This window comes from Vibrio hangzhouensis (assembly GCF_900107935.1).
In the GTDB taxonomy this organism is placed as follows: domain Bacteria; phylum Pseudomonadota; class Gammaproteobacteria; order Enterobacterales; family Vibrionaceae; genus Vibrio; species Vibrio hangzhouensis.
In genome coordinates this window covers 209,760-234,446 of sequence record NZ_FNVG01000003.1, presented here as the reverse complement: position 1 = coordinate 234,446, position 24,687 = coordinate 209,760, and the positions used below count along the sequence as shown (strand labels likewise).

Below are 24,687 nucleotides of genomic sequence, written 5' to 3'. Positions count from 1 at the left end.
ACCAATAAAAGAAACCCCAACTCAAACCAGAGCTGGGGTTATTCTTATCCAGAGCACCCTGTGACCATTATGCGGCACCAATACGATACAGTTATTAGCTGCCCGATGTTTCCCCCGAAATATCAAAGCAATAACGTGTCATCGATTGGTATACCTGATCTGGCTGGAGAACACAGCTAGGCTGCGGCCACTCAGGATGATTGGGTGAATCCGGCAAGAATTGAGTTTCTAGTGCAAAACCAGAATAGTCTGAATATTCCCCACCGAAACGGTTAGGCGTACCTGCCAGGTAATTGCCGGTATATAGCTGCATCGCCGGCTTGTCGGTATAGACATTGAGTTTGACAGAACCGTCTGGTGCGATAGCCTGCGCTGCTATCGCACCTTGAAGACAGTTGGTATTAAGCAGAAACGAATGGTCATAGCCTTTCGCAGCTTGTTGATGTTCATCAGCCAACCATCTGGCATCAATACGCTGACTCTGACGAAAATCAAAGCTGGTATTGGCAACCTCCATCAGGCTCGCCACTGGAATGCCGACAGCATCGGTGGGCAGAAAGTGGTCGGCATTAATGCTCAGCGAGTGCGAAAGGCAATCTTTGCCGTCATCCGCGCCCATCAAATTGAAGTAAGCATGGTTGGTTAAGTTGACGAGTGTTGGTTTGTCTGTCTTGGCGGTATAGCCTATCGCCACTTCATTAGAATCGGTCAACTCATATCGTACTTCTACTGTCAGCTCACCCGGAAAACCTTGATCACCGTCGTAAGAGACCAGTCTGTAAGTGGCAACCTGAGGCGTATGTTCAATTAAACTCCAGCGCCTTTTGTCAAAGCCTTCCACCCCGCCATGCAAAGCGTTGCCTGCCTGATTGGTGGTGACCTGAAAAACGTCATCACCAATAGTGAAACGCCCTTGATAAATGCGATTGGCATAGCGGCCGACCGTTGCTCCCAGATAACTGGGCTGCGCACCATAATCGATACACCCAAGCAGCACTTCACGTCCATCTGACAACTCACCTTCTATAGGAAGCACACAGCTCACCCATGTCGCGCCGATGTCTATTAACGTCATCGTCATACCATTCGAGTTGCGAAGCACTACCGTATTATAAGGCTGCCCGTCTGGGGCAACCTGCTTCTCGAGTTCACGCGTTAGTTTCAAAGACATTACTTTTCCTCTGACGAAGCGTTACACCACTTGGCCCGCACCATCTTTGGCCTGGCACACATAGATAGACTCTTTCAGCCCTGTTGCTGCCTCATACTGCTCAGCTAGCGCTGATTTAACAGCATCAACCAACGCTGGCGGAACCAGTGATACCACGCAGCCACCAAAACCACCGCCCGTCATACGTACGCCGCCCTGTTCGCCAATCACCGCTTTAACGATGTCCACAATGGTGTCGATCTCTTTCACGGTAATTTCAAAGTCATCACGCATCGATGCATGTGACTGCGCCATAAGTTCACCCATGCGTTTCATGTCGCCGTTGCTTAAGGCTTTCGCCGCTTCAACGGTACGGTCGTTTTCAGTGATGACGTGGCGGGCACGCTTGGCGACCATCTCATCAAGTTCATTTGCACGCGCGTTGAACTGATCAATAGTCACATCACGCAGCGCTTTCACACCAAAAATTCGCGCCGCCTCTTCGCACTGTTCGCGACGCGTGTTGTACTCACTGTCGACAAGACCGCGCTTTTTATTGGAATTGATGATCACAACAGCCATATCTTCGGGCATTGAGACTGGCTGAGTTTCCAGACTGCGACAATCAATAAGCAGCGCATGATTTTCTTGGCCTTCGGCAGAAATAAGCTGGTCCATGATGCCACAGTTACAACCAACAAATTCATTTTCTGCCTGCTGACCGTTGAGTGCAATTTCCGCCTGACTGATGTTCAGATCGTAGAGAGCTTTAAACGTTTGTCCGATGACCACTTCTAATGCAGCAGAGGAACTTAAACCCGCGCCCTGGGGAACATTACCCGATACCGAAATGTCGGCGCCACCAATCTGGTAACCGCGTGCCATCAAGAATTTCACTACACCTCGGATGTAGTTAGCCCACATTTTGTTGTCCTGAAAAGCAATCTCTTCTGCCAGGTCAAACTCGTCGGTCGCGTCCTGATAATCCACGGACACAACGCGCACAATATTGTCATCGCGTTTAGCCGCCGCCACGACAGTTTGGTAGTTAATGGCACATGGTAGGACAAAACCATCGTTATAGTCCGTATGTTCACCGATAAGATTCACGCGTCCCGGTGCCTGAATAAAGTGTGTTGGCGTATAGCCCAGTACTTTTTCAAAAGAGTTTGCTACGTTTTGGATTAGGTCTTTCATATTTATTTCTCTCAATACCTGGTGTCACCACAAGCCCTGTGACAACACCAAACTTTTAATATTATTTCTGCTTGTAATGCACGTCGCTTAAAGCACGTAATCTTTCTGCGGCTTGCTCGGCCGTGAGATCACGTTGTGATTCCGCCAACATTTCATACCCCACCATAAATTTGCGAACGGTTGCTGAACGCAACAACGGTGGATAGAACAGTGCGTGAAGCTGCCAATGGTCAGTATCACTGCCATCGGTAAAGAAAGGCGCATAATGCCAACCCATTGAATACGGGAACGAACATTCGAACAAATTATCGTAACGCGACGTTAACTTCTTAATAGCTATCGTCAAATCGTCTTTCTGCTCTTCGCTCAATTCACTCATACGGCGCACATGGGTTTTGGGTAATAGCATGGTTTCAAATGGCCATGCAGCCCAGTACGGAACAACGGCCAGCCAGTGCTCGGTTTCAACGACGGTGCGCGCACCATCTGCCATTTCAGCCTGAACATAGTCCACCAGCAGATTTGAGCCTTGCTGCTTAAAGTACTCGCGCATCAAACGGTCTTTACGCTCTATTTCATTGGGCAGAAAACTATTGGCCCAAATTTGGCCATGAGGGTGTGGCTGTGAACAGCCCATTGCCTCGCCCTTGTTCTCAAAGGCCTGAACCCATAGGTACTCTTTGCCCAGTTCTTCTATCTGTTCGTTCCATGTATCCACCACGCAGCGAAGCTCTTGAGGCGACAGCTCTGGCAAAGTCTTGCTGTGGTCTGGCGAAAAACAGATCACACGACTCAAACCACGCACCCCTTGAGTTTTAAATAACGGGTTGTCAGATTCGGGTGCATCAGGAGAATCTGGCATCAACGCGGCAAAATCGTTGCCAAACACATATGTGCCCTGATAGTCAGGATTCTTGTCACCTGAGATACGTTCGTTCGTTGGACAAAGGAAACACGTCTTATCGTATTTCGGCAACTCGACATGTGAGACCGCTTCATTCTGACCACTCCACGGGCGTTTAGCGCGGTGCGGGGAGACCAGAATCCACTGGCCTGTTAGGGGGTTATAGCGGCGGTGCGGGTGGTCCACCGGATTAAATTCAATGCTCGACATTCTTCTTACTCAATCGTTAAATTCACAAAAATCAAAAGGGTGTTAACCCGCCTCACTCACTGTCATAGCCATTAGGGTTGTTCGACTGCCAGCGCCATGAGTCTGTCGTCATGTCCTGCAACGTGCGGGTTGCTTTCCAGTTCAAATCCGCTTCCGCTTTCGCCGTACTCGCCCAGCACTCTGCGATGTCACCCGGACGTCGTGGCTGCAGATCATAAGGAATCGGCTTGCCACAGGCTTGAGCAAAGGCATCGACCATCTCTAGTACGCTGCTGCCTTTACCTGTTCCCAAATTGTAAATATGCAAACCAGCTTTCGCCCCCACCGCTTGCAGCGCGGCAATATGACCATCGGCTAAGTCCATCACATGGATATAATCACGAACGCCCGTCCCATCAGCCGTTGGGTAATCATTACCAAACACCGCTAGCTTTTCACGACGTCCGACCGCCACCTGGGCAATGAATGGCATCAAATTATTCGGGATGCCCTGCGGGTCTTCACCCATGGTACCGGAAGGATGGGCACCGACCGGGTTGAAATAGCGCAGCAACGTAATGCTCCATTCGTCATCAGAGGTAAACAGGTCGCTGAGGCAACGTTCCACCATAAACTTACTGGTACCATAAGGATTAGTAGTGTTGCCTACTGGAGACGTTTCGGTAATTGGTACCACTTCAGGATCACCGTAGACGGTCGCCGATGAACTAAAGATAAGGCTCTTCACTCCGGCTTTTCGCATCGCTCTTGCCAGTACCAGAGTACCGTTCACGTTGTTGTCATAGTACTCGATAGGTTTCGCCACCGACTCACCCACGGCTTTTAGTCCCGCAAAGTGGATAACCGATTGAATGTCGTTCTCGCTAAAGATTCGGTCAAGCAAACCTTCATCACGAATATCACCTTGATAGAACACAGGCGCTTTGCCAGTCAGAGCTTCAATGCGCTCGATGACCGCTTGCTTTGCATTGCACAGATTATCGATGATGATTGGTTCGATACCACTTTCTAGCATCTGAACACAGGTATGGCTGCCTATGTAGCCCATTCCACCTGTCACTAGTACTTTCACATTCCACTCCTACGTTTAACTCAGGTTGTTGAACGAGTTATTACGCGAATACGCGCTTGATCTTCAAACTAAAGAAATTGTAGCAACAGTACGCAAGATCGTTCTGTGATCGAGTGCAAAAAGTGTAAACGTTTACACTGGTTTCAATAAAAATACAGCTATTGATAGCGTCACCCAGGATATGAACATCTCCAGTTAAGGACCCTAAACCCATAAACTAAAGTTAAACGGTTACACTTATTTAGCCAATAGCTGCGAAACGAAAAAAAGGCGCCCTTAGGACGCCTTTTCGATTTACTTCTTGTTTGCGTACTTCATAGAGTCTAGCGCAACCGCAAAGATAATGATGGAACCTTTAATGATGTACTGCCAGTATGGGCTGACGCCAATATAGGTCATGCCGTAGTTGATAACGGTGAATATAAGCACACCGGTCACCACCCCGGCAATGCTACCAACACCACCAGCAAAGGAGACGCCACCTACCACACAGGCCGCAATGGCATCAAGCTCGTAAAGGAAACCAAGGTTGTTGGTGGCACTACCAATACGACCCGCTTCTAACATACCGCCGAAGGCATAGAAAACACCGGATAGCGCGTACACTTTCAATAGTGTCATTGGCACGTTAACACCGGATACTTTGGCCGCTTCCGGGTTACCACCTACTGCGAAGATGTTTTTACCAAATACTGTCTTATTCCAAAGAATCCACATAAAGATGATGGCGATGATGGCGTAGAAGGTTATATAGGAGAACCTGAAGTCACCCATCCTTATAAAGCCCTGCGTGAACACAGAGAAGCGCTCATCGAAGCCTGCAATCGGTGATGCCCCCACAGAGTCGTAATAAAGAGAGTTGATACCATAAACGATGATCATCGTACCCAGTGTCGCGATAAATGGCGTTACTTTTAGGTAAGCAACGATGATACCGTTCACCAGACCGATGATTGCACCGATCGCACAAACTACAAGGATGACCGCTACAATTGGCACCTCACCGATGCTGGGGAAAACCTTATTGACGTTGTCGACGGATTGCAGCAAGGTTGCCGAGACCACTGCAGCTAAACCAACCTGACGACCAGCGGAAAGGTCAGTACCCTGAGTAACAATCAAACCCGCGACACCCAGTGCGATGATGACACGTACCGAAGACTGAGTCAGAATATTACTGAAGTTACGTAAACTTAAGAAAGACGGCTCTTGAATGACGATGACCGCCAATAAGATAAATAGTACCGCATAAATGGCACCCTCTTTGAGGTGCTTTAGCGCAAATGTTTTTACTGAGTCCATAATAATTTTCCTAGAGGTAACGAGAGGCCAGCTCTAAAATTTCGTTCTGCGTTGTATTTTTCGTCTCAACGACACCCGCCGCGCGACCATTACTCATCACTAGAATTCGGTCGGTGATACCGAGCAGTTCTGGCATTTCGGAAGAGATAATGATGATGCCCTTGTTCTTCTTCGCCAGCTCCAGAATAAGCTGATAGATTTCGAACTTGGCACCGACATCAATACCCCGGGTTGGTTCATCCAGCATGAGAATTTCCGGTTGGGTCAGCAGCCAGCGCCCGATGATGACCTTTTGCTGGTTGCCTCCAGAAAGGGAGCCAATCGCTGTCTCATGGGTAGGCGTTTTCACACTCATGGAATCGATAACCCACTGAGTGTCGCTCTTCATTTTCTTGTTGCTGAGTAAACCCGATGCGGTCTTGTACTGCTCTACATTGGCCACCAGCGAGTTGAATGTGATGTCCAGATTGCCGTAAATACCGGTTGAACGTCGCTCCTCAGTCACCAGAGCAAAACCGTTATTGATGGCTTCATGAGCATCCCGATTGCGCATCTCTTTTCCGTTGAGAATGATGCTGCCTTCACTTCGCTCTCGAACGCCAAAAATGGTTTCAACGATATCGGTCCGTTTGGAGCCCACCAGACCGGCCACTCCAAGGATTTCGCCAGCTTTGAGTTCAAACGACACATCCTGAATCGAGGGTTGGTTAAGTGCGGTGAGATTTTTGACCTCAAGAATCGTTTCTTTCGGTACATTGCTTTTTTCTGGGAAACGCTGCGTCAGTTCACGACCAACCATCATGGCAATGATGGAGTCCATCGTCAGACCTTCCAACGGTCTGGTATCAACCCACTGGCCATCACGCAAAATGGTAATATCATCACAAATGGCGAAGATCTCTTCCATCTTGTGCGAGATATACACTACGCCACAGCCCTTATCTTTCAGCTTCTTGATGATGGTGAATAGGTGGTTGACTTCTTTTTCAGTAAGAGAGGATGTGGGCTCATCCATAATGACGATCTTGGCATCGTAAGAGAAAGCTTTGGCGATCTCGAGCATCTGCATTTGTGAAACCGATAGAGTATTCACTTTGACACGCGGATCAATGTTGATATCGAGCTCTTTGAAGATCTCTTTGGTATCACGATACATTTTATCGTGATCGACGAATAGACCTTTTTTGGGATAACGACCAAGCCAGATGTTGTCCATAACCGTGCATTGCAGCACCTGGTTGAGCTCTTGGTGAACCATTGAAACCCCGGACTCCAAGGCTTCTTTTGATGATTGAAAGTCGACATGCTTTCCTAAAAAAACAATGTCGCCCTCATCTTTCTCATATATTCCGAATAGGCATTTCAGTAACGTCGACTTACCCGCCCCATTCTCACCCATTAATGCATGAATAGAGTGCGGTCGAACTTTAAGATTTACCTTGTCTAATGCCTTAACCCCTGGGAAAGACTTACTCACCCCTGTCATTTCTAACAGAAATTCATGCTGTTGATTTTCCATGGCATCACTTATTAATTATCTGGTAGTAGGTAAAAAACAGACAAAACAATCCCTTACCAATTGTTATGATTGGTAGCGAGGTGTTTGATAAGGGAGTTGAGGGAGAAGCGCTTGCTCCTCCCCGGATTGCTAGATTACTCTAGAGTTGACTTATCCACGCCAACGTAAGGAACACGTACAACTTTGTTGTTCAGTTCCCACTGAGTGCCTTCAGTTGCCTCTTTACCATTTGCTAGGTTACGCGCAAGTTCGAAGGTCGCTTTCGCTTGAGAGTCGGCGTCATTCAGTACCGTACCCGCCATTTCACCAGACTTGATAAGCGCTAGTGCTTCCGCTAGAGCATCAACACCGAATACTGGGATATCAGCCCCTGCTCCTTTCAGAGCTTCTACTGCACCCATTGCCATGCCGTCGTTGTTAGCAATAACCACTTCAATCTTGCTGCCGTTAGGGCCAGACAACCATGCGTCCATCTTATCTTTCGCCATCGCTGTATCCCACATGCCTGTATCCATGTGTAGCTCTTCAGTTTTGATGCCGTTCTCATTGATGGTTTTCACAGAGTAAGTCGTACGTGCTTCTGCATCTGGGTGGCCTGGTTCACCTTTCAGAAGAACATAAGACAGCACGCCGTCACCGTTCTTGTCCCAAGTTGGGTTCGCTTTCCATTGCTGAGCAATTAAGTCACCCTGGATGATGCCAGACTCTTTCGAGTCGGTACCTACGTAATATGCTTTGTCGTAACTGGCCAGCGCTTTGGCACTTGGTTCTTTGTTATAGAAAACAATTGGCACATCATCCATTTTTGCTTTCTGGATGATAGTTGGTGCCGCAGCAGGGTCAACCAGGTTAATGGCCAGTGCTTGTACACCACGTGCAAGCATAACGTCCACCTGGTCGTTCTGCATAGATTGGCTGTTCTGAGAATCGTTCATCAGGATACGAGTATCACTGTCTTGACCTGCTTCTTTTTCAATCGCCTGACGTACGACAGACATGAAGTTATCGTCATACTTGTAGATAGTGAAACCTACGGTTGTGCCCGCAACTGCTTGAGTTCCGAAGCCCATGCCAGCACATAGCGCAGCTAGAAGAGTTAACTTTTTCATTGAACAAGTCCTATTTGTTTATTTTATTGTGTTGTTTGTGTAGGGAGTAAAAACGTTATTGTTTGGCTAAATTGCACTCAAAGTGAAAACGTTTAACCGGAAGTATAGTGATAAAACGAACAATTAATGTGAGGAAGTTAAAATTTTTTACAAATGTAACGATTAATGTAACTAACTGTTTAATTTGTTTGAATCACTTAACACATCATATAAAAAAAGCCGTTCCAAACGTTTCGTAGTGTAACAGCGAGATCGCTATCTCTTTTTTCTTCTGGCATTTACGACGAAAATACCTGCTACACCAACTATAAAATGAAAACGTTTACAACAAGTTTCATTGTGTCAAAATAGCCTTACTCCAACTATTGTTATTGCGTTTACTCTGTTTAGGAGTAAACTTGCCGCCCTTTTAACCTGCTCATTTAATAACTAGGCGTAATCAAATGTCTGAGAATGCTTCAGCGCTCAACAAACGAATGAACATCGTAGCGTTGACTTGGCCAATCTTTGTCGAAGTTTTGCTAAGAACCGCCCTCAATACCACGGATGTGTTCATGCTCAGTGGCTACTCCGACCTTGCGGTCTCTGCGGTGGGTGTCATCACGCAAATTTCTTTTTTCCTGATTGTTGTTTCCATGATGGTCAGCAGTGGTACAGGTATTCTTATTGCTCAATATAATGGCGCGTCAAAGTTCGAAGAATCCGCACAAACCGGCGTCGCGAGCATTTTACTGGCCATCGCCGTCGGTAGTGCGCTCAGCTTGTCTCTATTTTTGGGTGCCGAGCACTTTATTGCGCTATTTGGCTTAGAAGATCAGGTCGCTGCTTTTGGCTATGAATATCTGATTATCAGCGGTTCGATGACCTTTAACGTCACTATCGGTATCGTACTGACCACCATTTTGCGTAGCCATGGTTACTCTCGCTCCCCTATGGTGATCAATTTAATCGCTGGCGTGATTAATATTGCCGGAAACTATGTCGCGCTCTATCAGCCTTTCGGCCTGCCGGTATTTGGTGTCAGCGGTGTAGCCACAGCGACCGTTGTCAGCCAGGTGATTGGCACTCTGATGATGATTCGGGTAGTGCGTTCAAAGCGTATCGAGCTGCCATTCCAACAATGGCGGAACATTCCTGGGGCGCTGTATAAGAAAATCATGAAGATAGGTGCTATGAACGCCGGAGAGATTCTCTCTTACAACATGGCACAAATGACAATCGTATATTTCGTGGTGCAGATGGGAACATCCTCGCTTGCCGCTTATACTTACGCACAAAATATCACTCGCGTGTCGTTTGCATTTGCATTAGCTCTGGGGCAAGCAGGACAAATTCAAGCCAGCTACTTTATCGGTAAAGGCTGGATCGACGACATCTTAAGCCGAGTTCAGAAATACTATTTAGTGGGCCTAATCGCATCGACCGGTATTGTTGTACTGCTGTTCCTGTTCCGTTTCCCATTGATTGACCTGTTCACGCAAGATAGCGAAATTGTTGTTTTAGTAGCACTGCTTATTGGTGGCTCTATTTTTGTTGAGTCAGGGCGGGTATCTAACCTGATCTTCATTGCAGCACTGAAAGGCGCTGGTGATATTAAGTTCCCGGTAAAAATGGGCATTCTCAGCATGTGGGGAGTGGCAGTACTGTTTGCCTATTTACTTGGCATCCATTGGGGCTACGGCGTAATAGGCGCATGGATTGCTATTGGCATGGATGAGTGGGTTCGCGGTATCGTAATGATTCGACGCTGGCGCTCTAAAGTGTGGACACGCTTCGCCTTGACATAGCGGATGGAAAGTAGCGGATAGAAAAATGGGCTAGCGATTGCTAGCCCATTTTTATTAGATGTTAGAAATGCAAAGTGAATCTAAGAAGATATGGCAATCTTCTACATTGAAACTCAGATCCAACTCATCACCGCGGGTCACTTCAAAGTCACCAGACACATGCACTCGGTAGTTATCAAATCCCCCCACCACGCCAAATAAATAGGTGCTGTTCCCCAAGCGCTCTACCGCTCGGGTTGAAAAATGCAGTTTCTGCTCGCCACTACCATCGAGGGCAATGTGCTCAGGGCGCAAACCAAATGTAACCTTGTCCCCCTCTCTCACTTTGCTGGTGTCCACATTCACTGTGATCGACTGATCATCAGGAAGCCTCATTGTGATGTTACCCTCTCCGACCTGTGTGACATGAGCTGGCAACATGTTCATCTTTGGAGAACCAATAAACCCGGCGACAAACTCGTTCGCTGGCTTGTTGTAGAGCTCTAATGGCGAGCCCACTTGCTCAACACGACCGTCACGCAACACAACAATTTTGTCCGCCAATGTCATCGCTTCAACCTGATCGTGAGTCACGTAAATCATGGTCGTATCAAGTTCACGGTGCAGGCTGGCGATTTGCAAGCGCATATCAACACGCAATTCCGCATCCAGATTGGATAGTGGTTCATCAAACAGGAATACTTTCGGGTCACGAACAATCGCACGACCAATAGCCACACGCTGACGTTGACCACCAGACATGTCTTTCGGTTTGCGATCCATTAGATGATCAAGCTGTAGTGCTTTCGCGGCGCGGTCGACACGTTGCTTAATTTCCTCTTTTGGGAAACCGTTCATCTTCATCCCAAAACCCATGTTCTCTTCCACTGTCAAGTGGGGGTACAGCGCGTAGGACTGGAATACCATCGCAATACCACGTTCAGCCGGGTCAACGTGATTGACCACCTTATTGTCTATCTCCAGAACACCGTCGGTAATTTCTTCCAGACCGGCGACAAGACGCAGTAAGGTAGACTTACCGCAGCCCGAAGGGCCAACAAAAACCACAAACTCACCTTTCTTGATGTCCAGATCGACACCGTGAATAACGGTCGCATCACCGTATCGTTTTACCACATTGGAAAGTTTAATATCTGCCATGTTCTATCCTTAATTCTTGTGTCACTCGCCCAATGACCGGCACCGGGCGAATGCTATAATTCGTTCTCTGGTAGGGTTCATCTGTCGCTTATCGCAATTATGCCGACATGCGAAGCGTCACTTGATAACGGTATTGCTCAGCCAGCAGCTTGAACTCCTCATGAACACTCGGTGTCCATGAATCATCTCCGCCGACCCCCATATGAAATCCATCTACGCGCACAAAGAGCTGACCACTGTCCACCAGTTCATTAGTGTGACGCGCCGTCTTCAGGGTTTCTGTGGTATAACGGCTAACCGACAAGTGATAGTGACCGTCGATGCTCAACGCACCTATCTGACTTTGTGTAACATCGCTGCGCAGTCCGCTGTCGGATGGGAAAATATAAGGCGTATGCATCTCATCGATGGTAGCTTCATAGCGGCCAATGTGAGCAGCCAGTTTTCTGTCACTGTAGTTTTCAAATGGACCCCGGCCATACCAACTCACAGTGTCGATATCGTTAGCAAGCGCTAACTCCATACCCACACGGGGCAGTGACGGCAAGCCTTTCGCCGCATCAACCATAACATCCACTTTCACTTCCCCATCTTTGTAGATGTGGTATGTCCATAGTGTTTCAAACACCAACTGACCTTCAAAGGTGTGTGCGTAACGGGATTCAACCTGATAGTGGTGACGGCGGGCGAAATGGTCAAAACCAATGCATTCTGCATTCAGAGATGGCAGACCTGCCGCATCCCAGCGAGCCAGCCACGTGCTAGGGTCAACTCGGTCTGCCTCACTGGTGCCTATGTCATTATCCAGTGGTGCTCGATAGAAGTTGTCCTTTGGTGGCTGCAGTAAGGTTTCTTTTTCTGCGACCAACCAAGAGCTCATGTAACCAGTCGCGCTATCGAATCTCAGAGTTTGTGACCCTGCGGTAAGGATAAGTGCGTCGCCTTTAATTCTGACTTCTGGCACACCAGAGTCATTGCTCACTACTGGTGCCAGACCGAACTTCGCGGGCAAAGTCATTTGTTCTGCTGACACGATATGTCCAGCTTCAGACCATGTGGTTGCTGAGGTTTTTACTATCTCGACATTAAGATGGTAATCGCAGCCCAACTTGGTTTCTGGTAATGCTTCGGCTAACTGAATGTCAAGATGACCTTCAGGAGAGATCATTAACTCCGTCGAACCTTGTGCAATAGCAAATCCATCCTCTGTAATGGTCCAGTTCAATACTTCATCGCTTGGGGAGGTGAATAGGTACTCACTTTCCACTCGAATCACGACAGGCCCAGTAGAGCGAAGGGTTATTTGATGGAATTGCTGCGCCTTTTTCGCTTCAAACAAAGTAGGATGCACAGTGCGGTCAGGGAAAATGAGACCGTTGATACAGAATTGTCTGTCATTGATATCATCACCAAAATCACCGCCATATGCCCAATATTGGGTACCGTTTTCATCGGTCTTAGTCAAACCTTGGTCTACCCAGTCCCAAATGAAGCCACCTTGTAAGCGTGGATACTCACGGAATACATCCCAGTATTTGTCGAAACTACCTAAACTGTTCCCCATCGCGTGTGCGTATTCGCAAAGGATAAGCGGACGCTCTTCGCCCGGCATTCCAAGCCATTTTTTGATGGCAAGTTTAGGCGTTACCGTTGGGTCGATATGGTGACGCTGATCGCTATCTACACGGGCATACATTGGCACGATAATATCGGTTGCAGCTGTATCGGAACCGCCACCTTCATATTGCACCGGACGTGATGGGTCACGAAGTTTAGTCCATTGGTACATCGCATGGTGGTTGTTACCAATGCCTGACTCATTACCTAAAGACCAAATGATAATGGATGGATGGTTTTTATCGCGCTCAACCAAACGAGTCATACGACGCATATACGCGTTCATCCATGTGACATCATCTGACAGACGACACATTGGGAACTGACCGTGCGTTTCGATGTTTGCCTCATCAACGAGGTACAAACCGTATTCATCACATAACTCATACCAAAGTGGGTCATTCGGATAATGTGCGGTACGCACCGCATTGAAGTTGTATTGTTTCAGCAGTTTGATGTCTTCAATCATGCCTTCACGAGTCATGGTGTGACCCATTTCTGGATGATGCTCGTGACGGTTAACCCCGCGTACCAAAAGTGCCTTACCGTTCACTTTCAATTGACCATCAGTGATCTCAACGCTGCGGAAGCCAACATTGTACGCTTCACAATCCACCAACTGACCGTCTTCGTCATTGAGAGAAACCACTAGACGATAGAGATTCGGCTCTTCAGCACTCCATTTTTTCGGGTTTTCAATAACAACCTGGTGCTCGGCGATTTCTTGCCAAGGGCCTTTCTCATCGATGATGCGTTGGCCACACAGTGCAGACTTGCGTCCAAAGATGCTATTACCTAACTCATCAAACAATTCGATATTGACGCTAAATGGCGACTGCTTCTCAGTAAGCTTGGTGGTAACTTTTAGTACTGCATCGCGGTAGCACGCATCCAGTTCAGTGTTGATTTGTACATCAGCAATGGCCGTTGCTGGCTTAGTGCGTAGAGTGACATTACGGAAAATCCCACTCAACCACCACATATCTTGATCTTCAAGATAAGAGCCGTCAGACCAACGCAGAACCATCACTGACAGTTGGTTTTCGCCTTCAACAACAACGTCAGTTAAGTCAAATTCAGCCGCTAGCCGGCTGTCTTGGGAGTAACCAATCCACACTCCGTTACACCAGATATGAAACGCCGAGTTAACGCCATCAAAAGTCACGGTATGACGCTCATCGGCTTTGATGCTGTCGAGTGAGAAGGACACGCGATATAAACCCGTAGGGTTATCTTGCGGCACGATTGGTGGCGTGTCAGCAAACGGATACTTAACATTGGTATAGATAGGTTTGTCGAAACCTTGCAATTGCCAGTTGCTTGGCACTTGGATCGCGTCCCACTGACTATCGTCAAACGCTTTTTCTACACACGATGCTTCAACCTGCTCCGGTTGAGAGAACAACTTAAATTTCCATTCACCGTTTAGCGAGCGCATATTCTCAGACGGTAGGTTCTCTTTTGCTGCAACTTCACTGTGAAACGCATTCAGCGGCGCATGCGCGTCCAGAACGTTATGATGCGTTACATGCTGGTTTTCCCACTCTCGTGCGGAAAGGACTTGGTCGAAAGATCTCATTCTAAACATCTCACTATTTCACAGAGCCAGTCATACCGGCGACAAATTGTTTCTGCATCAAAAAGAACACGGCCAGGGTTGGTATAGTCGCGACCACAGTCCCCACCATGATGATGCCAAAATCAGGGAAGTAGGCTGACGACAATGATGACAGCACTAAGTTTATTGTTTTTAATTCAGCCGATTGCAGCACAATCAAAGGCCACAAAAACGCATTCCATGATGTCATAAATACAATGATGAAGGCCGCCGCATAGGTCGTTTTCATTACGGGCATATAGACGAATAAATAGATTTTCCAATCCCTAACCCCATCAACACGTGCCGCATCAATCAACTCAGATGGAAACGCTTTTGTGCATTGACGGAAATAGAACACAATAAACACCGATGCAATGGTCGGCAGCATCACAGCCAGGTGTGTATCTAGCAGACCTGCTTTCGCCATTAAGGTGAACAATGGGATCATCAATGCAGCAAACGGAATCATCATGGTTAACAGCATAGCACTGTATACTCGGTCACGAACTTTGCTTTTATAGACTTCAAACCCATAACCCGCCATGGATGAAATAAGCAAGGTAAATAGTGTACTGATGATGGCTATCTTAGATGTGTTATAAAAGATCAACCATAGGTCAATTTGTTCATTTAATTTCGCCAGGTTAATCAATAATTGATCACCAAACGTGAATTTACCCGTGTTCACTTGTGTCGTCGTATTGGTACTGGACACAATCATCCAATAAAAAGGAAACAGTGAAACAAGTGAAAACATAGATAGGAATGCGTACATTAAGCTGCGCATTGCTTTATTTTTATTATTCATTATTTATCCCTCGCAATTCTAAATTGAAGCATAGCCAGAATAGCTGCAAAGAATACGATGACGTACGATACCGTCGCGGCATAACCAAAGTTTGGAACAAACTTAAACGACAAATCATAAATATACATTGATAGAGTCAGTGTTTCGTTCGCCGGACCACCCGCGGTAATGTTGACCACTTCATCGAATAACTGCAAGGTACCAATCGTTGACATCACAGTGGTAAATAGAATAACGGGTTTAAGCAGTGGTACCGTAATGAAGAAGAACTGTTTGATAGGACTCACACCTTCAATACGAGCGGCTTCATAGATCGACTTGTCGATGTTCTGCATTGCTGACAAGAAAAAGATCATATTGTAACCCGTCCAGCGCCAGGTAATCGCGATGATGATGGTCACCTTGGCCCAAAATGGGTCGGCCATCCAAGGGATTGGATCGCTTACAATGCCTGTCCACATCAGGAAAGAGTTCACAATGCCTTCATACGCAAACATACTCTTAAACAGAATAGAGTAAGCCACCAAGGAAGTAACACATGGTAGGAAGATCGCCAGTCGGAATAAGCTTCTGAACTTAAGATTTGGTGAGTTTAAACAAGACGATAATGCCAGAGACAGCAAAATCATAATCGGCACTTGAATAATAAGGAATATGAAAGTGTTAGACAGTGCTTTTAAAAATACCGGATCGTTAAATAAACGCGTTACGTTACCAAACCCAACGAACTCCATAATAACGCCACGCCCGGAGTGCATGGCCATCCAAAGGGAGTTAACAATGGGATAAATCATAAACAGAGAGACTAATATTACCGCCGGTAATACAAATCCCCAGCCATTAATATCATAAAAACGCTGAAAGCTGTTTTTATTATTTTTGGAAGTTGACTTAATCGTCTTGACTAATTCACTCATAATGACACCGACAAAGAGAAGAAAAGGCCCCCACCCTGACTCGCAGCAGAAATGGGGGCAAAAGAAAAACTATTATTGAATCTGATACTTCAGCTGTTGTTCAACACTTTCCAGCACTTTGTTGATCGGTGCACCTTGCATAATCGACGGCATTTGCGCTGCAATGGCCGCATCAACTTCATAGGTGTACATACCATAGTTTACGGCTGGAATTTCTGCTGCCCATTTGTTGAAGTCAGAGTAGATCTTCTGCTTATTGAAATAGCTGTCTTCATATTGATAAGCCTCGGTGTTACCAGCTGGTAAGTACGAGCCTACAGCACCCTGCTGTTGAAGAATTTGGTTATAGAAATCTTTATCCTTACCAAATGTCTCGTTCAGGAAGTCGATAGCCGTTGCTTTCTCTTTAGACGCATTCAGTACATACCAGCTTGAACCGCCTAGGTTAGAACTGTTAACCGACCCTTCCAGATCCAGGCGAGGTGTCGGCGCAATGGCCCATTTACCTTCCTGACCTTCACCCGCTTTTACAGACGCTGTAATCCAAACACCTGTGGTAATAGAAGCCACAGCGCCGCTGTTGACCGCACCAACCCACTCAGACCAGCCGATAGTTGGACGGGCAATCTCGGTACGATGCAAATCACGGAAAATCTTGATGCCTTCTTCCAGTGCTTTGTTATTCGCAATATTGAGGCTGCCATCTTCATTAAAGTACCAGCTACCTGCGCCTTGAATCATCACACGTAACAGACCCAAATCAGATGGGTTGTTACCCAACATAGAGACGCCCGTTTTCTCTTTTACCTGTTTACCAATTTCTATGAAACGATCCCAGGTGATGTTTTCCATGTCCTTAGCGCTGAAACCTGCTTTTTCGAGAATATCAGTACGGTAGTAAAGGCCTGATACACCCGTATCAAATGGTAGGCCGTATACTTCGTCGCCGACGGTCATTACATTCACTTTATAAGGTGCGAACTGCTGATAATCTACAGCATTAGTCATTGGAGCAAATGAGCCAGGATACGACTGCAAATACTTCTGAGCGTTATAGTCTTCAATCAATACTACGTCAGGCAGTGCAGAAGTGATGCCGGATGCCAGCATAGTGTGTAGCTTCTGTTCAATATCCGCTTTCGCAAAGTCCACTACCTTCACGTTAACATCTTCATGCTTGGCTTCATATTTAGCCGCTGCTTCTTGCATGATGGCAACGTTGAAGTTCGGATCCCATGCCCATACCGTAATGTCTTTGGCGAACGCGGTTTGACTGAAACAAGCTAAGCCTACTGCTGAGGCCACTAATCCTTTAACCATTTGCTTCTTCATAACTATTATTCTCATTTTGTGTAGGGGTTTTTGCTTCCATTTGGAAACGTTTACACGAGAAACTTAGCATTAATTTTTGGGAAATAAAGAGGGGAAAGCGTTGTTTTTGATCAAATATTGCTAGAAATTACTGACGTTGTGGGGTCGATCACTTTATTAACAGCCTTATTATCCGTACATATGAATATGCAACAAAACTGACTAACCGGATACGTTATCATGCGAAATGGCCACTTTAGTGTAATCCTTACCACTAAAGTATACTTTTGCCTAATGAGATTGAAATCGCGTCATAAATGGTATCCTTTAGCCAGTGAATCTTGTCACTCACACTGGCCTGCTGCTTCCAAATCATCGCAATATCAAAATCTGCGACGGGTACAGGCGGAGGCACCGATCTCAGGGTACTTTGCATCAGACTAATGTGTGCCATTTTCTCCGGCACAATGGCAAACATTGCCCGACCGGAAACCAACCGACCAATAGTCAGGAAGTTTCTCGAAACCGCTTTGACCTGTCGGCTTAGCCCAATCGCTTCCAGATGCTTGTCCACATTGCTGACAAACACGCCTTCCGGACTGACTAAACAGTGTGGCAATGAGGTAAAAGTCCCTACATCCAGTGAATCAAGTTGTACGACCGAATGATCGTATATACAGACGTGTTTCTCTGTGTACAGTGTCTGCGCCGCAAACTGAGGAGCCAGATCGGGAATGCTACCAATAAGGATATCGAGGTTATCTTGTTCACTAACGGATTGATAGTTATGGCGATTCACATTAATGAAATTCACTCTTGTGTTTGGCGCCTGTGCCAGAATGGCATCATAAATGGTTGGAGCAAAAATAAACTCCGCATAATCCGTCAAACCAATATTGCAGGTACCTGCATAATCACAGGCCTGAAACTGATCGCTGGGCAATACTTTAAACTCAACCAAGTTCAATATTTGTTCTATGGTTGGGAACAGTTCAGAGGCACGGTCCGTCGGCACCATCCGATGTCCCTTGCGTTCAAACAAACGATCGCCACACAGAACTCTGAGCTTTGACAGACTGTGACTCATGGCAGACTGGCTAACAAAGCATTTTTGCGCCGCTATAGAAACACTGCGAGTTTGGTACAGCTGGTAGAATATCACCAGCAGGTTGAGGTCAACTCGCTTCCAGTCCAGCCCACCTTGTCCCATTTGATTCATACTAACTATCTAATCTATTAATTTGAATCATTGTAATACACATCTTACTATCTGCGCTAATCCAAAAAGTCATTTCAATCTCATAGGTATCGTGGTGTCTACATTAAGTAAAGAACCTACTTTCAGGGCTTCTCCTGAGTCCGCCTCCCTGCTCACAATCTTTAAGATCTTTTTTGCCCTTGGCTGGGTGAGTTTCGGAGGACCGGCAGCCCACATTGGCTATTTCCGCAGCGCGTTTGTTCAAAAAAGGCAATGGCTAACGGACGAACAATACGCTCAGATCGTGGCTCTGAGTCAGTTTCTTCCTGGGCCGGGGTCCAGTCAGGTTGGTTTTGCTGTCGGCTATCAGCGTGCAGGGATACGCGGGGGCATTATGGCCTTTTTGGGATTCACTCTTCCTTCTGTCTTACTAATGCTATTGTTGGCCATGGTCAGCAGTCAACTGACGGACACGAGCTACTTTCAAAATGTGGTCCATGGACTGAAATTGCTGGCTGTGCTGGTCGTTGCCGATGCGACCTGGGGGATGTATAAAAACTTCTGCAATAGTAAGCTAACAGCGTCGTTATGCATTTTCACCGCCGTTACCTTGCTGATAATACAAACCATCTCCGCACAGATACTGGTGCTACTGCTCGCTGCGTTTGTAGGTGCTCGCTGGTTAGCACCTGAATCACACCCAACCTCACCAACAAAGCCCTCTTTCTCAACGCGCCCCCTGATTGTTTTCTTGTTGTTGCTTATCGCGCTGCCTTTATTGTCGCCACTGTCTGAGTCGGTGGCTCTATTTGCCGATTTCTATCAGGCTGGTAGTCTGGTCTTTGGGGGCGGTCACGTTGTACTGCCTTTACTACAGAATATTGTTGGTGAGCAGATCTCTCAAGATGCATTCTTAACCGGCTATGCAGCTGCACAGGCTGTACCAGGCCCTATGTTCACCTTCGCCACCTATATTGGCTATGAACTTTTGCCTTCCGCTCCCGTGGCAGGCGCAATGATCGCAACGCTGGGGGTATTTGCGCCCGGATTCCTGTTGCTTGTCGGGGTGTTAAATAACTGGCAACAGCTCGCCAGTATCCCTTTAGTATCTGGTGCCCTAACAGGTGTCAATGCTGCGGTGGTTGGTCTACTGCTTGCCGCGCTTTATCAACCAGTATTTCTAAGCGCTGTGTTTACTGGCTTGGATCTGGCCTGGGTGCTGTTTGGCGCCCTACTCATGAAGTATTTCAAGCTGCCTATTGTCTGGATGGTGATTTTCTTTATGACCGCGGGCTTGCTTAACCCACTGATACTAAATTTAATCTAAATCAAAACACGTTTGGATTCTGAGCTGTTTTACTCGTCAGTTTTCAATCTTAGTCATACACTGATTATTAGGGGGAATTGCCCCCTTTAGTGTGAACATCAAAAACCGAAAGGGCTTTTTATAGATATTGCAGTGAATCAGTAGACATAGGGGGTGATATATGACAACGGAAAACTCTGGCATCAGGCACCAGCAGAATACACATGAAGGCTCTATGAACGACGAGCTCCAACGAGCACATCATGCCATCAACCTTTATGCCCCCGAAATTGTCCGAGTTTCACTGGCACTGTTTGATAGCCAGCACTGCCGCCTGACCACTTATGCCCATAGTACTCTTGAAGGGCAACCCCTCCTGCACTATAGCGCCCCAATTGCCGCTAACTCGAAACTTGGTCAACACATCTGCAGGAGAAAGCCTAGGGTTATCAATGATATTCCTTCGACGGTCACAGACTCATCAACTCACTCTCATTGGCTACTGGAACAGGGATATCTGGCTTCACTCACCATTCCGGTTCTTGATCATGAACAATTCACCGGCTTGTTATTCCTCGATGCTAACCAACCGCAGTACTTTGACTCCGCTACCGTAGCGGAACTCTCTGCCTGCACTCATCAATTGGGCCAGGTCATTAACGAACAGCAAGCAGGCATTCAAGCCATGTCTCAGATGGGATACTCGGTACGCAGTACCCATTTTGAACATCCTGAGGAGAGTCTGGACCACGCATATCGCGTCGGCCAGTATGCTCGCTTAATCGCCCTGGAAGTGTCCGAGCTTTATCAGTTGAATGACGAGACCATTAGCCATATCGTTCACTTTGCAGAGCTGCACGACATTGGCAAATACTCTTCTCTTAGCACCCGGACGAACTCTCCCTGGTTACAGGATTGGAGCAATAATCTGGTACTGATTGGCCAGATCCAACAAGGATTGAACTTGGTAAATCAATTGGCCAGTCAGGTACATCACCAGCAATACGCCTACATGGATTTGCTCAAAGACATCATTCAATACCATCATGAGTATCTCGACGGTTCCGGGGCACCTAATGGCCTCAGCCATGGTGATATCCCGGTCGCCGCGCGTATTGTTACTGTTGCTAACATTTTTGATGCACTTACCAGTAACCGTCATTACAGTGAAGCCTGGTCTCTCACTCATGCACTTTTGGAGCTCGAAAAGATGGTTGCTCTGGGTAAGCTTGATGGTAATTGCGTGCACGCATTACGCTGCCAGCAAGACGCCGTTGGGATTATTATGCAATCTCATCACATTCCCTGGCATTGAGTGGTCTGACATAAGCCTCGAAAATTGAAGGCAAAATCAAACGTGCACTTGGAGTTTTTGCTCCAATTATGTGCTTGAGCCCACACTTATCAGCCATTAGCATCTTGCAGTACCTCTTTTATATGACTACCATTGTAGTGTTAACAACGCATTAACATAACAACAACTATAACTATAACTATAACTTATCGTTCTACACGAAAACGGAGTTCAGGAATGATACTGCCTAACGAAAGCACTCTCTCTAGCTGTACCCTACCGCCGCCCAATGAGATGATCCTAAAATGGGCGCAAGAAAAACCGAATGAAGTTTATCTGAAACAGATAATTAACCGTGAATTTGTCGAATTCACCTACGCAGAAGTCGCAGACAAAGCTCTGCGACTCGTCACTGCTCTACGTGGTTTAGGCGTAGCACCTGGTGATAAAGTCGCCTTGATCTCAAAAAACTGTGCTGAGTGGTTTATCTGTGATCTGGCCATGATGATGGGTGATTATGTGAGCGTGCCTATTTTCCCGACTGCTGGCGCAGATACTATTGAGTACTGCATTACTCACAGCGAGAGTAAAGTGCTCATTGCTGGCAAGCTGGATGATGCGAAAGCGACCACCGAAGTGATGACGGGGCTAAGCGATCTGATCACTATCTCTTTGCCATATGACTCAGCACCAGAATGCCAACACAGCTTCACCGATCTGGTCGCCTCCAACGCACCAAGTGAAGAGCGTCCTTTGCACTACGACGACAAACTCATGTCTTTGGTCTATACCTCAGGCACATCGGGATTGCCTAAAGGCGCTATGCTGACTTATGGCGCGTTTACCTGGTCTGTTCAACGCCTCATTGACCATATCGGCATTGAAGCAAATGACCGCCTGTTCTCGTACCTGCCTCTGGCACACATTACTGAGCGTGTCTATATCTTTGGCTCATCGGTGCTTGGTGGCGTTCAGACCGCCTTCCCAGAATCTCTGGATACGTTCATAGAAGACGTCAAAATGCAGCGACCAACACTGTTTATCTCAGTGCCACGGTTATGGACACTGTTCCAGCAAAGAATTCAGGATAAGCTGCCGCAGAAAAAACTCAATATTCTGCTTAAAATCCCGTTTATCAATACGTTAATTAAAAAGAAACTGGCTGACGGATTGGGACTTGATCAGGCACGCGTACTCGGTTGTGGCTCTGCTCCTGTATCACCAGCATTACTCGACTGGTATCACAGTGTGGGTCTGAACATTACCGAAGCTTGGGGGATGACGGAGTCCTTTGCATACAGTACTCTCAATTACCCATTCAAAGCAGACAAAATAGGCTCTGTAGGTAATGCCGGCCCGGGTATTGAGCTCAAGATTGCGGAAGACGATGAGATCATGGTTCGTAGCCAAGGGCTATTCTCAGGCTACTACAAAAACGACATTGCAACCCAAGAGTCCTTCGACAGTGAAGGTTGGCTCCACACCGGAGATATCGGTTTTATTGATGACGACGGTTACCTGACCATTCAGGGTCGCAAAAAAGACACCTTCAAAACGGCGAAAGGTAAGTTTGTTGCCCCTGTGCCGATCGAGAAAAAACTGGCTGAATATAGTCGTGTTGAGATGATGTGCTTGATTGGATTAGGACTTCCAGCCCCTATCCTGCTCGTTGTACCACAAGACTTCCCTAACTTTGATCCGAAGCGTTATGCGCGCACAGCAGAGCGTGTGGTTAAGCGTATGAATCAAGAGTTGGAGTCGCATGAGCAAATCAAGGGCGTTCTAATGGTCAAAGAGCCATGGAGCATCGAAAACGGTTTGTTAACACCAACGCTGAAAATCAAACGGCATCTACTGGAACAAAAATACCATGAAGTGGGCCAAAACTGGCCGAAAGACCAACTGGTAGTTTGGGAACAATAATCGAACTCAGGCTCGAATAATAAAGGCGACGAAGGTCGCCTTTTTTATTGCCGGTTCCAAAAATTGCGTTGGCTCTCCTCGCGCGCTTCTGCCCTCGTAACACCAATATCGTCCAAAAGGTGATCTGATAGCTCAGCCAGCGCTTTTCGACTACGATAGTTTTGATGCCATTGCCGAACAACGATTAAGAACTTCTTACCTATAGATTGATGTTCGCAGCTTAACTTTTTGCATTCTGATAGTTTGAGTATTGTATCCATTTGCCTTCCTCCGTTCTTTTCGTATAATTTTTGTTCACAACCTTAAAAACGACAAACGATCTATTTTGGCTATGGGTTAAGGAAAACTTAAGTGAAGGAAAGACTACCTCCGTTACAGGGACTGTATTACTTCTATCAGGCGGCAAAGCAAGGAAGTTTCAAAAGTGCAGCGAACTTGTTATTTGTGTCTGCGGCAGCGGTCAGCCAGCAGATTCGCCAACTGGAGGAACACCTTGGCTGCGAGCTGTTTTATCGGCAGCACCGAAGAGTCGAACTGACGCCAGAAGGACGGGCACTCTACAAAGAGCTCAGTCAGGGATTTGAACACATTTCCCGCGGTGTACAGAGCATCAACAATGATGCGAACCCAAATCGACTCTCCATTTCGACCCTGCCTTCTTTTGCTCAACACTGGCTTGTCCCCAGAATTCAGAGCTTTCGAGATCAACATCCAGAGATCGCTCTGTTGCTCGAACCAAACAACAAGCTGGTGAGATTTAAAGATGAAGCGGTCGATATCTGCATTCGGTATGGCGAAGGACAGTACGAAGACGTCAAAAGCGAACTGTTGATGGAAGACATTATCTATCCGGTTTGCCATCCTTTGTATCAACAACAACATGGTATCTATAGCGTTCATGACCTGCATAAAGCCGATTTGATCGAAGATACCTGGCCCGACATGGATTGGAGTATATGGTTAAAACATGTTGGCGCACCTATTGGCAACCGAACCCTGCAGTACAACGGCTCACACTTTGTTGTTGAAGGTGCTTTATCCGTTCAAGGGGTTGGGCTTATCAAGCACAGTCTTGCGTATCGGTATATTAAAGAAGGAACCTTGGTACGTATTGGGAACTATGCGCTGAAACCTCAGTTTGCTTACTACCTATGTGCCCCATCCCACTATTTTAGCCGCCCCAAGATTCAGACTTTTTCGACCTGGTTAAAAAGTGAAGTACAGGAATTTCAATCCTGCGATATGTCCCACCTCAACATCATTGAGACGGACTATGTCCTGCACCCTGTCCAAACGTAATCTATAAAAAAACCCGCCGAATGG

General features: G+C 46.8%; 19 protein-coding genes. 5 read left to right on the top strand and 14 right to left on the bottom strand.

Going from position 1 to position 24,687, the window contains the following annotated elements; translation table 11 throughout:
- Positions 1-94 precede the first annotated feature (94 nt).
- The 7 genes from galM to mglB all read right to left on the bottom strand — a co-directional run bounded on the left by galM (position 95) and on the right by mglB (position 8,463).
- Entirely contained in the window at positions 95-1,171 is a 1,077-nt protein-coding gene (gene galM / locus C4S60_RS04670; protein WP_103879169.1) for a galactose-1-epimerase, read from the bottom strand.
- A gap of 21 nt (positions 1,172-1,192) precedes the next feature.
- A complete protein-coding gene (gene galK, locus C4S60_RS04665) occupies positions 1,193-2,347 on the bottom strand; it encodes a galactokinase (RefSeq protein ID WP_103879168.1) in 1,155 nt (384 codons plus the stop codon).
- Positions 2,348-2,408: 61 nt separating this feature from the next.
- Positions 2,409-3,461 (bottom strand): galactose-1-phosphate uridylyltransferase, encoded by a 1,053-nt coding sequence (gene galT / locus C4S60_RS04660; RefSeq protein WP_103879167.1) that lies wholly within the window; start codon positions 3,459-3,461, stop codon positions 2,409-2,411.
- 52 nt (positions 3,462-3,513) lie between these two features.
- Complete coding sequence (gene galE / locus C4S60_RS04655; protein ID WP_103879166.1) at positions 3,514-4,533, bottom strand: UDP-glucose 4-epimerase GalE; 1,020 nt, start codon at positions 4,531-4,533, stop codon at positions 3,514-3,516.
- 294 nt (positions 4,534-4,827) lie between these two features.
- A complete protein-coding gene (mglC, locus tag C4S60_RS04650) occupies positions 4,828-5,835 on the bottom strand; it encodes a galactose/methyl galactoside ABC transporter permease MglC (protein WP_006071930.1) in 1,008 nt (335 codons plus the stop codon).
- Positions 5,836-5,845: 10 nt separating this feature from the next.
- The gene (mglA, locus tag C4S60_RS04645) at positions 5,846-7,354 is read right to left on the bottom strand and encodes a galactose/methyl galactoside ABC transporter ATP-binding protein MglA (protein ID WP_103879165.1); all 1,509 of its coding nucleotides are present in this window, start codon (positions 7,352-7,354) and stop codon (positions 5,846-5,848) included.
- Positions 7,355-7,488: 134 nt separating this feature from the next.
- On the bottom strand, positions 7,489-8,463 hold the full coding sequence (gene mglB / locus C4S60_RS04640) for a galactose/glucose ABC transporter substrate-binding protein MglB (RefSeq protein ID WP_103879164.1): 975 nt from the start codon (positions 8,461-8,463) through the stop codon (positions 7,489-7,491).
- 443 nt (positions 8,464-8,906) lie between these two features.
- Here mglB and C4S60_RS04635 point away from each other — a divergent pair, with 443 nt between their 5' ends.
- Complete coding sequence (locus C4S60_RS04635; protein WP_103879163.1) at positions 8,907-10,250, top strand: MATE family efflux transporter; 1,344 nt, start codon at positions 8,907-8,909, stop codon at positions 10,248-10,250.
- A 54-nt stretch (positions 10,251-10,304) separates the two neighbouring features.
- Here C4S60_RS04635 and C4S60_RS04630 read toward each other — a convergent pair whose 3' ends face one another.
- The 6 genes from C4S60_RS04630 to C4S60_RS04605 form a co-directional block, all read right to left on the bottom strand.
- The gene (locus tag C4S60_RS04630) at positions 10,305-11,390 is read right to left on the bottom strand and encodes an ABC transporter ATP-binding protein (protein ID WP_103879162.1); all 1,086 of its coding nucleotides are present in this window, start codon (positions 11,388-11,390) and stop codon (positions 10,305-10,307) included.
- A gap of 97 nt (positions 11,391-11,487) precedes the next feature.
- On the bottom strand, positions 11,488-14,586 hold the full coding sequence (locus C4S60_RS04625) for a beta-galactosidase (protein ID WP_103879161.1): 3,099 nt from the start codon (positions 14,584-14,586) through the stop codon (positions 11,488-11,490).
- Between the two features lie 13 nt (positions 14,587-14,599).
- Positions 14,600-15,415 (bottom strand): carbohydrate ABC transporter permease, encoded by an 816-nt coding sequence (locus C4S60_RS04620; protein ID WP_103879160.1) that lies wholly within the window; start codon positions 15,413-15,415, stop codon positions 14,600-14,602.
- Positions 15,415-16,332, bottom strand: coding sequence for a carbohydrate ABC transporter permease (locus C4S60_RS04615; protein ID WP_103879159.1), 918 nt, complete (start codon positions 16,330-16,332; stop codon positions 15,415-15,417). The genes C4S60_RS04620 and C4S60_RS04615 overlap by 1 nt, the downstream gene beginning before the upstream one ends.
- Positions 16,333-16,404: 72 nt before the next feature.
- Complete coding sequence (locus C4S60_RS04610; RefSeq protein ID WP_103879158.1) at positions 16,405-17,664, bottom strand: ABC transporter substrate-binding protein; 1,260 nt, start codon at positions 17,662-17,664, stop codon at positions 16,405-16,407.
- Between the two features lie 253 nt (positions 17,665-17,917).
- Entirely contained in the window at positions 17,918-18,862 is a 945-nt protein-coding gene (locus C4S60_RS04605; RefSeq protein WP_103879157.1) for a LysR family transcriptional regulator, read from the bottom strand.
- 148 nt (positions 18,863-19,010) lie between these two features.
- On the opposite strand from C4S60_RS04605, the gene chrA reads away from it, so the two are divergent.
- From chrA to C4S60_RS04590, 3 genes are all read left to right on the top strand, one after another.
- The gene (gene chrA, locus C4S60_RS04600) at positions 19,011-20,168 is read left to right on the top strand and encodes a chromate efflux transporter (RefSeq protein WP_103879279.1); all 1,158 of its coding nucleotides are present in this window, start codon (positions 19,011-19,013) and stop codon (positions 20,166-20,168) included.
- A gap of 160 nt (positions 20,169-20,328) precedes the next feature.
- Positions 20,329-21,462: an HD domain-containing phosphohydrolase gene (locus tag C4S60_RS04595; RefSeq protein ID WP_103879156.1), complete on the top strand. Its 1,134-nt coding sequence runs from the start codon at positions 20,329-20,331 to the stop codon at positions 21,460-21,462.
- A gap of 216 nt (positions 21,463-21,678) precedes the next feature.
- Entirely contained in the window at positions 21,679-23,364 is a 1,686-nt protein-coding gene (locus C4S60_RS04590) for an AMP-binding protein (RefSeq protein WP_103879155.1), read from the top strand.
- Between the two features lie 44 nt (positions 23,365-23,408).
- Here C4S60_RS04590 and C4S60_RS04585 read toward each other — a convergent pair whose 3' ends face one another.
- Positions 23,409-23,624, bottom strand: coding sequence for a DUF1127 domain-containing protein (locus C4S60_RS04585; RefSeq protein WP_103879154.1), 216 nt, complete (start codon positions 23,622-23,624; stop codon positions 23,409-23,411).
- A 91-nt stretch (positions 23,625-23,715) separates the two neighbouring features.
- Between C4S60_RS04585 and C4S60_RS04580 the strand changes: the two genes are divergently transcribed.
- Positions 23,716-24,663, top strand: a complete 948-nt coding sequence (locus C4S60_RS04580) for a LysR substrate-binding domain-containing protein (protein WP_103879153.1) — start codon at positions 23,716-23,718, stop codon at positions 24,661-24,663.
- Positions 24,664-24,687: the final 24 nt, after the last annotated feature.